At 39.8% G+C, this 14,568-nt stretch carries 11 protein-coding genes; 7 read left to right on the forward strand and 4 right to left on the reverse strand.

Features of this window, described 5'->3' with window-relative positions; genetic code table 11:
• Window positions 1-100: 100 nt before the first annotated feature.
• The gene (locus ACNKXS_RS08775; protein WP_417920549.1) at window positions 101-2,422 is read right to left on the reverse strand and encodes an ATP-dependent helicase; all 2,322 of its coding nucleotides are present in this window, start codon (window positions 2,420-2,422) and stop codon (window positions 101-103) included.
• 153 nt (window positions 2,423-2,575) lie between these two features.
• Here ACNKXS_RS08775 and ACNKXS_RS08780 point away from each other — a divergent pair, with 153 nt between their 5' ends.
• Genes ACNKXS_RS08780 through ACNKXS_RS08795 form a run of 4 tightly spaced genes read left to right on the forward strand, consistent with a single transcriptional unit; the run spans window position 2,576 to window position 6,519 of the window.
• Entirely contained in the window at window positions 2,576-3,112 is a 537-nt protein-coding gene (locus tag ACNKXS_RS08780; protein ID WP_417920550.1) for a DsrE family protein, read from the forward strand.
• A 10-nt stretch (window positions 3,113-3,122) separates the two neighbouring features.
• The gene (locus ACNKXS_RS08785) at window positions 3,123-4,397 is read left to right on the forward strand and encodes an amidohydrolase (protein WP_417920551.1); all 1,275 of its coding nucleotides are present in this window, start codon (window positions 3,123-3,125) and stop codon (window positions 4,395-4,397) included.
• Window positions 4,397-5,992: an FMN-binding glutamate synthase family protein gene (locus ACNKXS_RS08790; protein ID WP_417920552.1), complete on the forward strand. Its 1,596-nt coding sequence runs from the start codon at window positions 4,397-4,399 to the stop codon at window positions 5,990-5,992. Before ACNKXS_RS08785 ends, ACNKXS_RS08790 begins: the two co-directional genes overlap by 1 nt.
• 5 nt (window positions 5,993-5,997) lie before the next feature.
• Window positions 5,998-6,519 carry a DUF7935 family protein gene (locus ACNKXS_RS08795; RefSeq protein ID WP_417920553.1) on the forward strand — a complete coding sequence of 174 codons (522 nt, stop codon included), beginning with the start codon at window positions 5,998-6,000 and terminating at the stop codon, window positions 6,517-6,519.
• Here the strand turns inward: ACNKXS_RS08795 and ACNKXS_RS08800 are convergent.
• Genes ACNKXS_RS08800 through ACNKXS_RS08810 form a run of 3 tightly spaced genes read right to left on the reverse strand, consistent with a single transcriptional unit; the run spans window position 6,503 to window position 10,408 of the window.
• On the reverse strand, window positions 6,503-7,426 hold the full coding sequence (locus ACNKXS_RS08800) for a patatin-like phospholipase family protein (RefSeq protein ID WP_417920554.1): 924 nt from the start codon (window positions 7,424-7,426) through the stop codon (window positions 6,503-6,505). The two genes, ACNKXS_RS08795 and ACNKXS_RS08800, sit on opposite strands and share 17 nt — an antisense overlap.
• Window positions 7,426-8,328, reverse strand: coding sequence for a patatin-like phospholipase family protein (locus ACNKXS_RS08805; RefSeq protein WP_298524789.1), 903 nt, complete (start codon window positions 8,326-8,328; stop codon window positions 7,426-7,428). Before ACNKXS_RS08805 ends, ACNKXS_RS08800 begins: the two co-directional genes overlap by 1 nt.
• Window position 8,329: 1 nt before the next feature.
• Window positions 8,330-10,408 carry a M1 family metallopeptidase gene (locus ACNKXS_RS08810; protein WP_417920555.1) on the reverse strand — a complete coding sequence of 693 codons (2,079 nt, stop codon included), beginning with the start codon at window positions 10,406-10,408 and terminating at the stop codon, window positions 8,330-8,332.
• A gap of 161 nt (window positions 10,409-10,569) precedes the next feature.
• Here ACNKXS_RS08810 and recG point away from each other — a divergent pair, with 161 nt between their 5' ends.
• The 3 genes from recG to ytpR all read left to right on the forward strand — a co-directional run.
• Window positions 10,570-12,669, forward strand: a complete 2,100-nt coding sequence (gene recG, locus ACNKXS_RS08815) for an ATP-dependent DNA helicase RecG (protein ID WP_417920556.1) — start codon at window positions 10,570-10,572, stop codon at window positions 12,667-12,669.
• A gap of 143 nt (window positions 12,670-12,812) precedes the next feature.
• Entirely contained in the window at window positions 12,813-13,718 is a 906-nt protein-coding gene (locus ACNKXS_RS08820; RefSeq protein WP_417920557.1) for a tetratricopeptide repeat protein, read from the forward strand.
• 132 nt (window positions 13,719-13,850) lie between these two features.
• A partial coding sequence (ytpR, locus tag ACNKXS_RS08825; protein WP_417920558.1) for a YtpR family tRNA-binding protein occupies window positions 13,851-14,568 on the forward strand: 718 nt, incomplete at its 3' end.

A 14,568-nucleotide genomic window follows, 5' to 3' on the forward strand; every position in this document is an offset into this window, starting at 1 on the left:
AAAACGTTGTTTTTTATTTGGTTTCTGGAGTTGTAAAAATGTAGGGATTTAAACGACTCTGAGCTAATATATGTATTTTCTACAGTAATCCTAGAAATACTTAGGAAAGAATTTTCAGCTTCGCAAAACGTAAGAGTAGATTCTTTATACCGCCCTGTTCAAATTCGATTTCAGCTTTTCGATCCTGGCCAACACCCTCAAGTTTAAGAACTTTACCTTTTCCAAAACGCATATGCTCCACTTCATCCCCCGCGGAAAGATTCAAAGTGTTCATGGCTTTCTCCGGCTCTTTTGCAGCTGGCCTTAGTTTTCGAAGTTTACGCAGCTGTTCTTCTGAAGGTTTATGTGCTGGAGGTGGTGTTCCTGTTCTGGGTTTGGATTGCCTTAATTTACTCTTATCCACATCGTCCCCAAAGATATCTGTATCGATTAATGGCTTGTACTTATAATCGTCCTGTGGCACCAGAGTTTCAAGGTATTGCTCGTCGATCTCTTCAATAAATCTACTAGGCTCGGCATCTACAAGCTTACCCCAGCGATACCTGGAAAGTGTATAGGTTAGATATGCCTGCTTTTCGGCCCTGGTTATAGCTACATAGAACAATCGGCGTTCTTCTTCAAGTTCGCTTCTGGTATTCATACTCATCCCCGATGGAAAAAGATCTTCTTCCATCCCTACAATATATACATAAGGAAATTCAAGACCTTTGGCCAGGTGAATGGTCATTAGTGCAACTCGATCATCATCCCCGGTATCATTATCCAGATCTGTAGCAAGTGCCACATCTTCAAGAAATTCTGATAGAGATCCAGTGGCGTCTGCGATCTCCCGCTGGCCCTCCACAAAATCCCTGATACCATTTAGCAATTCTTCTATGTTTTCAATTCTGGCAATTCCTTCAGGTGTACCATCTTTTTTAAGTTCCTGAACCAGCCCGGTCTTCTTGGTCACCATTTCAGCGATCTGGAAGGCGTCCATAGTTTCATTGGAAATGGCAAAACTCCGGATCATATTCACAAAATTCTCCAGTTTGGTCTGCGTTCCACGATTGATCTTAAGATCAAGTTTGTCCAGATTCTCGATAACTTCAAAAATAGACCGGTTATGCTGATTGGCGGTTACAGAAAGCCTGTCCATCGTGGTCTGTCCAATTCCTCGCGCTGGATAGTTGATCACTCTTTTCAGAGCTTCTTCATCCTTATTATTCAGTATAAGTCTTAAATAAGAAAGAACATCCTTGATCTCTTTTCGCTGGTAGAATGAAAGTCCGCCATAAATTCTATAAGGAATATCCCTCTTCCGCAGCGCATCTTCCATCGCCCTACTCTGCGCATTCGTTCTATAAAGGATGGCGAAATCACCATTATTAAGCTGTTGTTGCATCTTGTTCTCAAAGATAGAACTGGCAACATAACGCCCCTCTTCCCCATCTGTAAGTAACCTGTTCACAACGATCTTTGGCCCGTCATCATTCGCGGTCCATACGATCTTATCCAGCTTGGTCTTATTCTTATCAATAATTGAGTTGGCTGCGTGTACAATGTTTCGGGTAGACCTGTAATTCTGCTCAAGCCTGTACATCTGTACATTATCATAATCCTTCTGGAAATTCAGAATATTATTAATATTGGCACCACGAAATGCATAGATACTCTGCGCATCATCACCTACCACACATATATTCTGAAATTTATCTGAAAGCGCTCTTACGATCAAATACTGAGAATGATTGGTATCCTGATACTCATCCACCAGGATATATTTAAATCTACTCTGGTACTTGTGAAGTACATCCGGAAACCTGTTCAGTAATTCATTCGTTTTTAGAAGCAGATCATCAAAGTCCATCGCGCCGGCCTTGAAACAGCGATCTACATATTGCTGGTAGATCTCTCCCAATCTTGGCTTTTTGGACATAGCATCGGCCTCCTGTAATTCCTGATTCTGGAAATAGGCCTTTACCGTGATAAGACTATTCTTATAAGAAGAAATCCGGTTGTAGACCTGTTTGTATTTGTACACATCCTTGTCCAGACGCATATCTTTTATGATCGCTCTAATCACCGAATGAGAATCCTGAGTATCGTAAATAGTGAAATTTGAAGGGTATCCAAGTTTATCGGCTTCGAACCTGAGCATTTTAGCAAAAACGGAGTGAAAAGTTCCCATCCAGAGATTCTTCGCTTCGCTACTTCCAACGATCTTGGCGATACGCTGTTTCATCTCTCGTGCTGCCTTATTGGTAAAGGTTAACGAAAGAATATTGAACGCATCCACTCCCTGATTCATCAGGTAAGCAATCCTGTAGGTTAACACCCTTGTTTTGCCAGATCCCGCACCGGCAATAACGATCATTGGTCCGTCTTTCTGCAGCACCGGGGCCCTTTGTGCATCATTTAATTCAGCTAAGTAAGCTTCCAAATCTTCTCCATTTTATTAATGCTGAAAGGTAACTAAAATGCTCAAAAAACTAAACCCGTATCCAACCGATTTTTAAACATTAAGGAAGTCTTCTGAAGCATTGCACGATATTTTAATATCTTTAAAAATTCAACATTATTCCATCTTACTTTCATGAAGAAATTGATCTTGCTATTTACTATTCTTTGGGTAAATCTATCTTTTGCTCAAAAATTTGAACCTGGAAATGTTATTCCTGAATATGGCAAAACCATCATTGTTCCTCATGCCGAAATTGAAGTAGATACCAATCTGGTATACAAAGTGGTATTTGATATCGACAGGAATTTTGATCCTGCTGAAGTCAATAAACTGGTAGAAACAGCTGCCCGTTTTTTAAATATGCATCAAAAAGCTGGAGTAGATCCCGAAAATATGCATCTCGCTTTGGTCTTTCATGGTTCAGCCACCAAAGATGTTCTCGATGATGCTTCGTATTCTAAGGCGTATCCTGATACTGAAGAAAATCCGAATACACCGCTGTTTACAGCACTGGCAAATGCCGGAACAGAACTTATCGTTTGCGGGCAGAGCGCAGCACATCATAATGTAGATCCTGAAAATGTTCATAAAGATATAAAGTATGCTCTTTCAGCAATGACAGCACTTGTGCAACTTCAGGCAGATGGTTATCATTTGATAAAATTCTAAACTTTCTAATATGAAACATATAATTACTTTGAGCATTTTTCTGGCAACACTTGGACTTCAGGCGCAGCAGAATGTTCCAGAAGATGATTTTCAGAATATAGAAGATAAGGTGATCGATTGGCGAAGAGATCTTCACGAAAATCCGGAATTATCCAATCGTGAATTCGAAACCGCTAAAAAGATAGCAGCACACCTGAAGTCACTTGGTATCGAAACTACTACTGAAATTGCAAAGACCGGGGTTGTGGGAATTTTAAAAGGTGACAAGCCTGGCAAGACCCTGGCTCTTAGAGCAGATATCGATGCGCTACCGGTGACAGAAAAAAATGATCTGGAATTTAAGTCAACCAAAACCACTGAATTCTTAGGTTCTCAAACCGGAGTGATGCATGCTTGCGGACATGATACTCACACCGCAATTCTTATGGGTGTTGCTGAAATTCTTTCAAAGCATAAGGACAAAATCAATGGAACCGTGAAATTTATTTTTCAACCTGCTGAAGAGGGACCGCCACCGGGTGAGGAAGGTGGAGCTGCCCTAATGATCAAAGAAGGTGTTCTTGAAAATCCTGATGTAGATGCCATCTTTGGATTGCATATTAACGCTGCTACTCCAGTGGGAACTATCAAGTACAAACCTGAAGGCACCATGGCTGCAGTGGAAAGATTTGTAATAAATGTCCAGGGTAAACAAGCGCATGGTTCAGCGCCATGGAGTGGTGTGGATCCAATACTTATTTCTGCCAAGATCATCGATGGTTTGCAAACTATCATCAGTAGAAATGCTGATTTAACGGAGTCGGCTTCAGTGATAACCGTTGGAAAGATCACCAGTGGTGTGCGATTTAATATCATTCCTGAAACTGCCGAACTTATTGGTACCGTTAGAACGTTAGATCCGGAAAACAAAAAAGTGATCTTATCCAGAATGCGTGAACTTGTACCGGCAATTGCCCAGGCATACGGTGGTTCTGCCACCATCGATATTCAGAATAATACCGCGATCACTTTTAATGATGTAGCCCTGACTCAACAAATGCTTCCCACTCTTGAAAATGTTGCTGGAAAAGAGAACGTAAATTTAATGAAGGCGACCACCGGTGGAGAAGATTTTTCCTTTTTTCAGGAAAAAATCCCAGGATTTTATTTCTTTTTAGGTGGAATGCCTGAAGATGCTGAACCTACAAGACACCATACTCCCGACTTTTATATTGATGAAAGCGGACTTTTACTTGGTGTTAAAACAATGACACAATTAACTCTTGATTTTTTAAGCAATTCCTAATGGATCAAATTTTAAGCTTTTTATCATCTATCCCATGGTGGGGATGGATACTACTCATATTAGTGATCATCGCAATTAATGATGTTCTTTTTAATCGGAAACATACTATAAAACACAATTTTCCGGTGGTTGGACATCTACGCTATTTCCTGGAGAGTATAGGACCGGAAATAAGGCAATATCTGGTAGCCAATAACAGAGAAGAATTGCCTTTCAACAGGCGAGAAAGAAGCTGGATATATGCTTCAGCAAAAAATGAAAATAATTATGAGGGCTTCGGTACAGATCAGGACATGTATTCTTCGCACTATATCTTTGTCAAAAACTCCATCCTTCCTTTTAAATTACCTGCTGGGCATCCAAACCAGAAAAACTCGGGATTGATCCCTTGCGCAAAAGCAATGGGAACCTACAATAATCGGAAGCGACCATTTAGACCGGCTTCAATAATCAACGTGTCGGCAATGAGTTATGGTTCACTTTCAGCAAAGGCTATAGAATCTTTGAACGAAGGTTGTAAACTTTCCGGAGCTTATCATAATACTGGTGAAGGCGGATTATCTCCTTACCACAAAAAAGGTGCAGATGTTGTTTTCCAGATAGGAACCGGATACTTTGGAACTAGAGATGAACAGGGTAATTTCGACATGTCCAAATTAGTAAGACTGGTACAGAAAAATCCACAAGTGAGAGCGATCGAACTTAAATTATCCCAGGGAGCGAAACCTGGAAAAGGAGGTGTTCTTCCAGCGAAAAAGATTTCCAAAGAGATTTCAGAAATTCGAGGAGTTCCTATGGGTAAAGATGTTCTTTCACCGGCTTACCATTCGGCATTTGGCAGTCTTGAAGATATGATTACATTTATTGAGGAAATTGCAGCGGCTACAGGTCTTCCGGTAGGAATTAAAGCTGCCATTGGAAATCTTGATGACTGGCATACACTTGCAGGGATCATGAAGTCTAAAAATCACGGACCTGATTTTATCACTATAGACGGGGGTGAAGGCGGTACCGGTGCTGCGCCTCCAAGTTTCGCAGATCATGTTTCCGTACCTTGGATCTACGGTTTTAGTGATGTTTACAAGATCTTTCAGGAATATGAGCTTACTGAAAGGCTCGTATTTGTAGCGGCTGGTAAACTTGGATTCCCCGCAAAAGCTGCGATGGCATTTGCTTTGGGTGCAGATTGTATCAACGTTGGTCGGGAAGCGATGATGAGTATTGGTTGTATACAGGCTCAAAGCTGTCATACCAATACCTGCCCTACTGGAATTGCAACTCAGAATAAATGGTTGCAAAGAGGTATTGATATTGCAGATAAATCGATGCGTACTAATTTCTACTTTGTGAAATTCAGGAAAGAGCTGCTTCAAATTACGCATGCCTGTGGTCATGAACATCCCGCACAGTTCACCACCAATGATATCGAGATCAACTTAAGTGATAAAAATCTTTCAAATACATTAGAATCTACTTTTGGATATACTAAGGATAAAGTAAATTTCCAGTCTGTAACAGAATTGGTGACATGTCCTCACTTAGGTGGTAACCTTGATTTAAAATCGCTACAAATAACTGAAGACGCTATACATTAATACTTATGAACGAATTTGATGTTTTTCAATTGATCTATGGAATACTTCCGGCAGTAATTGTTGGTTTGGTAAGTTTTTACTTTTTTCACACCTATTCCAGTAATGAGGAAAATCGTAGAAGGTTTTTACTGCTCAGAGAGAAACAAAAAACTTCATTACCTATTAGACTACAGGCATACGAACGACTGACCTTATTCCTGGAAAGAATATCTCCCGGTAAGCTACTATTTCGGGTTGAGCCTGTTGCTGAAGATGTTTCAGCTTATACAAGTTTGTTAATAGCTAATATTGAACAGGAATTCGAGCATAATCTAGCGCAACAAATTTATGTTAGCAACGAATGCTGGGACTATATAAGAACATCGAAAAATGCTATGATCAGCATGATCAGAAATGCTTCAGGTAAAGAAAATGTATCGAATCCAGATGATTTAAGAAAAGTTATTTTTGAAGCAATGATGGAAAAACAATTACCAACCGAAGCTGCATTAGGGTTCATCAAACAGGAAGTTAGAAACCTAGCTTAAACCAGGAAGATTTAGCAGCTTTACGCTCCATTTCTTTCTTTTCGGCATACTCAAAACCCTGTTGCCACCAGTCGGTCATATCTTTTTTGTTGAAAACAAGAGAATTTTCCGTAAGCTTAGTCGGGGTATAGTAGATATTCAGCTTGACCTTTTTATTCATGGCTGCAAGTTTCCCCTCCACAATATCATGGTACTCGACCTGGTCCAACAAGAAACCGAAGAGGTTAACCATTAATGAAAAAGGATTCTTACCTAGAACTTTATTGTATTCCATATTTTCGGCTTCCAGAATGATCGCATCCACTTCTGTAGCACCGCGTTTAATGGCCTCCCTGATAGGAACCACACATCCCAGACCACCGTCTGCATATTCAAAACCATCTTTGGTCGCGAGACTCATAAAAGGAATATAATTACAACTAATCCAGATCCAGTCACAAAAGTCGTCATACTCGAAATCGTGGATAGATTTATATTCCACCCTGTTTTTGGATAGATTGGATACAGTGACGACCACATCTTTAATATTGGATTTGAGCTCGTTAAAATCCTGCTGAGAGAAATTCTTTCGAATGCTTCTACGTAAAGCTTTGCTTTCCCCAAAGGTGCGGCGCTGTCTTATAAATTGCCAGATCGTATTGAGGTAATTAATGGTCACATACTCGCGGCCATCTTTTTTCTTCACTACAAAAGGGTTGACGCTAAAGATCGTTCTTTGGGTGACGTTGGTATAGACATCGTAAACCTTCTGGATGTTTCCTGCAGCGAGGTGGGGAATAAGCAAACTGCCGGTACTGGTACCTAAAAAAAGATCATACCTTCTTTTTTGTTCCTTAATTAGATGTTGGGCCACGCCGCCGGCAAAGGCGCCTTTACTTCCTCCTCCAGATATAACCAGTGCTCGCATTAAGGTTCAATTTCGTTAATTTCTTCATTTCTGTATTTGGCAAACTCATAACCACTCTCCCACCATTCCCGCATTTTATCCTTATCAAAAATAAGAGAATTCGTTGTTAGAACGCTTGGAGTATAGTAAAAATTGATAATACAATCTTTATTCGCTGCTGAAAATTTTCCGATCCTGATGTTCTGAGTTTCGATCCTGTCTAGCATAAATGCAAAAAGATTGGTAATGAGCGAAAATACATTCTTTGAAGGCATCCTGTTGAAATAAGTCACTTCAGTTTGTAGGATGATCGCATCAACCTCTGTGGCACCCCGCTTAATCGCTTCCTCAATAGGCACCATACTTCCCAAACCACCATCAGCATATTCACATCCGTTTTTGGTGACCAGGCTCATGAATGGCGTGTAATTGCAGGAAATCCAGATCCAGTCTATAAATGCATCGTAATCGTAGTCCTTGATACTCTTATATTCCACTTCGTTCAGAGAGAGATTGGAAACAGTAACCACAACTTCCTTATGGCTATCCTTCAGTTGTTTAAACTCTTCTTTCGTAAAGGTCTTCTGAAGCAGGGTTTTGAGATTTAAACTATCGCCGAAGGTTTTACTTCCTTTTAGAAAATTCAGAATAACATTAAAGTGGTTAATGCTGATTGTTTCCTGCCCGTGCTTCTTTTTAATAAGGAATGGTCTGCTACTAAAGATACTGGATTGATTAACGCTCGTAAAAGCTTTTTTAACTTTCTCTGCCTTATGCAGAGCCATATGGGAAAGAAGCAAACTTCCTGTAGAGGTTCCTATAAAAAGATCATAATCGCGCCCGAGATCTTCAGTAAGATACTGCGCAACTCCGCCGGCAAAAGCTCCCTTGCTTCCTCCTCCTGAAATTACGAGTGCTCTCATCCTAACTTGAAATTTTAGAGTTTAAATACCTGCTATGTTTCTCCTCTAAGTCTGCAGAAACATTTATCAATTTCTCCCGATATTCCTCATTTGCGATCAATTCATCAAGCAACTTTCTTGCAAAATCCCGGAACCTGTAAGCATGATGATCTGTTGCCATCAACAGGCTCTCCAAACTAGCTTCATTAAAAGCTCCTAGCTGGTATAAATATCCAAAAGCATTTTCCCTGATTTCAAATGGATTTGATGGATTTGTGTAATTTGATAATTCCTCAAAATATTCAGAAGTTTTTTCCGGCTCGAATTCGGCAGTTACCAGGCTTAAGGTTAGCCAGAGCATACGCACGTTCTTATTGTAGAATCCGTCGATATTCCTGGTTTTCTTCAGATAATCTACTTTTTTTTGCGGAAATCTTTCCCATAATTTGAACAATGCCTTTTCGATGGTGAGATAAGATTCATCATCTAATAAACTTTCATAACTGGATTGGAATTGCTGCGGAATTGTTTGCATACTGGTAGCGATCGCCTGTCTCACATATAGATTGTTGGATTCAAATGCCTTTTTATATAAACTCCTGCTTAAATCTGAATTTTCGCCGGCCAGCTGATAGACTACTTCCTGCCCTAAATAATCATTTACAGGGAAGTCCAGGATTTTGTCCAAATATTCATGTTTTGATTCTAGCGGAGTTTCCCGCAGTGCAGCAAGCTCAAGGTAAGATTTGATAAATTCTGATTCTCTTAAAGCATTCAGCGATTGGTTGGCTTTAAAAGCTGACTGTTCTAGCCAATCCGTTTTATACTGAGTAAGGTCCATTCCCGAAGCAACTTCCATTTCAGCAAGAAAATTATCGGTTTCCACATTCTTGAAAGCATAAGTTTCGAGATAACTCTTTATACCCTTTCTAAAAGCTTCCTCACCAACTTTCTCTCTTAGAATATGTAGAGCCCAGGCTCCTTTTTGATAATAAGTACTGGAACTTCCGGTTGAAGACAATAATTTCTGTCCTTTACCTGAATCGCTTAATTCCTTTAAAACCTCTGCCGACTGGTATAACTTCCAGTAAAAATAATCCTCTCCAAAGATCTCTTTTTCAGCTAATAATGCGTAGTAAGTGGCAAATCCTTCATGCAACCAGTGATGTTTTCCGCTTTTCTCGGTAACAAGATTTCCAAACCATTGATGAGCTAGCTCATGTGCATTTACATTCACATAATTTTGATCATGGTAACCAATGGAATCCACCATAAGAGATTCAGAAAAAATAGTAGTTCCTGTATTCTCCATACCAGCATACAGAAAATCTCTTACGGGAATCTGATTATAATTAGCCCATGGATACGCTATACCAATTTCCTGTTCAAAGAAATCCATGATTTCTGAAGAATGCCTGTAAGTTGGCTCCAGAAGCAAAGAATCCTGCGGGAGATAATAATTCTGGATCTCAATTCCTGAAGTTGAAGTTTTGGTTTTGGAATTGTATTTACCTGCTGCGAAACCAACCAGGTAAGAACTCATGGGTTCTTCCATATTAAATTTCCACAGTCTAACGGAATCGTTTATAATTTCACTGCTAATATTTTCGCCATTAGCGATGAGTTCGTAAGAAACGGGAAATTCAAAACTAAGGTCAAATTCTGCTTTCTCATTCATATCATCGATACTTGGCAACCAGCTGGAAGTGTATTTCCCCTGGCCCTGCGTCCAAACCTGCCTTTCTTCTTCAGCAATATCAGGATCATTCCAATTAATGAAATAGACAGCTTTTTTTGGAGTTACCTCATAGTTAAGGGACAAGGAAATCCTATCATTCGCCTTGAAATCATGAAGAATATAGATTCCTTCTGTATCTACTAAAAAATCAATGCTTTTACCATCCAGCTGTACATTTTCAAAATGCATATTATTGCCGTTTATGAACAGGCTGTCATCAGGATAAAGTACCTCTATCTTATAAAGTACGTTTCCTTCGATCTTTTTTCGAGATGGATCAATTTTAAGGTGAGCATCCACTTTCTGAAAATCAAATCGTTCTACCTGGTGATCACGAATCTTCTGAGCATGTATAAAGGACATGTTCAGAATTAAAAAAAGTGCCGTTAAATATCGCATTCAGAATAAAAATATCTCATGCAAATTACAAAAAATTGAAGCTGTTATAAGGTATTCCTGAAGATTAAAACGAGTTTCTACACCTCCGCCCATGTAAATCAAACGTATTTAATATCTTCGTTTGTATGATCCAGAACCTGCTGCAAACCCCTATTGAGTATCTTAAAGGAGTTGGTCCTAACCGGGCCGACCTTTTTAAGAAGGAACTCAACATCAGCACCTATCGAGACCTCATCAATTTTTTTCCTAATCGATATATAGACAAAACAGGTTTCTATAAGGTCGCGCAATTGCAGCAAAACTCTTCGGAAGTACAAATTGTTGGTAAGATCGTCCATCTAAAAATGGTTGAACAGAAGAAAGGCAAACGGCTGGTAGCCGATTTTGTTGATGACACCGGAAGAATGGAGCTGGTCTGGTTTAGAGGGCATAAATGGATAAGGGAAAACATCAAATTAAATACGCCCTATGTCATCTTCGGAAAAACGAACTTTTACAGTGGGATGTTCAGTATGCCACATCCGGAACTTGAACTGGTATCAGATTATAAGAGGAATCTAAGGGTAGCGATGCAACCGGTTTATCCTTCTACTGAATTACTTCAGAAGAAAGGAATTACTAATAGAGTGATCATGAAATTGATGCAGGAAGTGCTGCAACAAACCGGGATGAAATTTTCTGAAAGTCTGAATCCGGAATTGCTGGAAGAACTAAAACTTCTGGGAAAGGCAGCATCACTATTCAATATTCATTTTCCGAAGAACCAGGAACTGTTGGCAAAAGCGCAGTTCCGACTCAAATTCGAGGAGCTTTTTTATGTCCAACTGCAATTACTGCGCAGAAACCTTATGCACAAACAAAAGATCAAGGGTTTCAATTTTGACAAAGTAGGTCATATTTTCAACGACTTTTACAGCAATCATTTACCGTTCGAACTTACCAATGCCCAAAAACGTGTGGTCAAGGAAATACGAGGTGATATGGGAAGTGGCGCCCAGATGAACAGGCTCTTACAGGGGGATGTAGGTTCCGGAAAAACCATTGTTGCCTTAATGTCCATGCTGCTTGCGCTTGACAATAATTTCCAGGCATGTTTGATGGCTCCTACAGAAATTCTCTCTATTCAGCATTATCATGGTTTGGTAGAGCTTTGTGTAGAACTAAAATTGAATATTCGATTGCTTACCGGATCTACTAAAACCAGGGAACGCCGGGAGATCCATGAACAACTGGAATCTGGCGAGATACATATTCTCATTGGCACACATGCCCTTCTTGAAGACAAAGTAAAATTTAAAAATCTTGGTCTTGCTGTGATCGATGAACAACATCGTTTTGGAGTGGCACAAAGAGCGAAGTTATGGAAGAAGAACCATATTCCACCTCATGTTCTGGTGATGACCGCAACTCCAATTCCACGTACTCTGGCTATGAGTTTGTATGGAGATCTGGATATTTCGGTCATTGATGAACTACCTCCGGGTCGTAAACCTATTAAAACCGTTCATCGCTATGATAGCAATCGCTTAAAGGTTTTAGCTTTTATCCGGGATGAAATTCAGAAAGGCCGACAGGTTTATATCGTATATCCGCTTATACAGGAATCTGAAAAAATGGATTACAAGGATCTTATGGATGGGTATGAAAGTATCGCCAGAGAATTTCCAGAGAACCAAATCTCTATTGTTCACGGCCAGATGAAACCTGCCGATAAGGATTTTGAAATGGATCGTTTTGTCAAGGGAGAAACAGATATTATGGTTGCCACTACCGTGATCGAAGTAGGAGTAAATGTTCCTAACGCCAGTGTGATGATCATAGAAAGTGCTGAAAGATTTGGTCTTTCGCAGTTGCACCAGTTAAGAGGACGTGTGGGGCGTGGTGCTGAACAGAGTTTTTGCATCCTTATGACGGGTCATAAACTTTCCAACGACAGTAAAACAAGATTGGAAACAATGACTTCTACCAACGATGGCTTTGAGATCGCTGAAGTTGACCTGAAGTTAAGAGGGCCTGGTGATCTTATGGGAACTCAGCAAAGCGGGGTACTTAATTTAAAGATCGCAGATATCGTGAAGGATAATGCAATTCTGCAATCAGCCAGGTTTTATGCCAACAGATTGCTCAAAGATGATCCAAACCTTGAAAATGAAAAAAATAGCACTGTGAAAAATGCCTATTCACGGCTGGTTAAGAACAAAACGATCTGGAATTACATTAGCTAATACAATCTTATTAGCTACTGACAATCAATTAAATAAAATTTTATTTATCTTTAGAAGACTTACCCCCGGGAATAGCCTCAACCTATTCTGTACTTTAGAATGCCCGTTTATAGCTTCGGTATAACCACAAAATTCAATATATCATGGGCAGAAATTTTAAACTTAAATGGAGAATTGGAACATTATTATTCTTTCTAATTCTTAGTATGAATGCGCAGGATCAGGCGCAGGCAACTGTAGATGAACTTTACCAGATCTATAAGAACCAGGGTGCAAAAGCTGTTTTGGAGAACTACCAGAAGAACAATCCAAATACCGCTTACGAAGGCATGGCTGAACCTCTGAATATTCTAGCATACAGATTGATGCAGGAAGAAAATGATCTTGAAGCGGCAAAAATGTTGTTCCAGGCTCAGATCGATGAATATCCACAGGAAGCCAATCCTTATGATTCCTTTTCTGATGTTTTGCTGGAAATGGATAAAAAAGATGAAGCAGTTAAATACATAGAAAAGTCTCTTGCAATTGCTGAAAAGCATGATCATGAGCAAGATGATTTGATCATGGAAGCGGGTCTGGCTAAGATTGCTATTATTGAAAACAGGGACAAACAACTTAACTTTCTAATTGGTAACTGGAATAATGAAACCCAGGTTTACCAGAATGGTGAAGTTATGAATACGACTAATAGTTCAAACCGTATTTCGTTTGATGAAGCTGGTTCCATGCTGGTTGTGGATCATGATACAGGTGATAGTAAGCCATGTTGTAAAAGAGTCATGGTGTACAATCCACTGGAAGATGAATTTGATGTGGTCTTTATGCGAAGAAATGCGCCTGAAGGAATTTCAAATTCAAAGATGAAAGTAAAGGAAATGGGACCAGATCAATACCAGATCGTAGAGAGCTATCTCGATGATAGCCACCAACAGCTTAGATTCAAACACGATATTACAAAAGAAGACAGCTTGGTTAAATGGGCAGTTTATGAAGAAACCGAAAGTGGCTGGAACAAATCCAGAACAATGAATCTTACCCGTAAAGATTAAAGATTTTAAACTTTAAAACCGCGAAGGAGACACCAATGGTCTCCTTTGTTTTTTAAGGTCTACAAAATAGGATTCTAGATTATGACAAAACCATCTGTAATACTATCTTTGCTGGCTGAAAAAGACTAATCCATGAAGATTTCATACAACTGGCTAAAACAGTTTATCAAACTACCTGAAAATGCAGAGACTACCGGAGAACTTCTTACAGATCTTGGTCTGGAAGTAGAAGGTATTGATACTTTTCAAAGTGTAAAAGGAGGTATGGCCGGCGTAGTTGTTGGTCATGTTTTAAGCTGTGAAGCTCATCCAAATGCAGACAGGTTGAACCTCACCAGGATGAATCTTGGAAACGGTGAAGAAGTACAGATCGTTTGTGGCGCTCCAAATATCGCAGCAGGACAGAAAGTTCCTGTGGCGACTATTGGAACTATACTATATGATGAAAAAGGTGAAAGCTGGGAGATCAAAAAAGGAAAGATTCGTGGTGAAGAAAGCTACGGAATGATCTGTTCTGAAAAAGAACTCGGTTTAGGCCAAAGTCACGAAGGTATTATGGTGATGGATAATGAGCTGGTTCCCGGAACTCCGGTTGCTGAGCTTTTTGAGGTAGAGAACGACGAAGTTTTTGAAATTGGCCTTACACCTAACCGTGCAGATGCAATGAGTCACTGGGGTGTTGCCCGGGACTTAAAAGCAGGCTACCAACAACAGGGAAAATTCCTGGAGCTTATAACCCCTTCAGTTAGTAGTTTTCATGTTGATAGCAGAAGTCTAAAGATCCAGATAAAAGTAGATGATTCTAATCTTGCTCCAAGATATTGCGGGGTAACCATTTCTGATGTAAAGG

The sequence above is a fragment of the Christiangramia marina genome (genome assembly GCF_048285865.1).
In the GTDB taxonomy this organism is placed as follows: Bacteria; Bacteroidota; Bacteroidia; order Flavobacteriales; family Flavobacteriaceae; genus Christiangramia; species Christiangramia marina.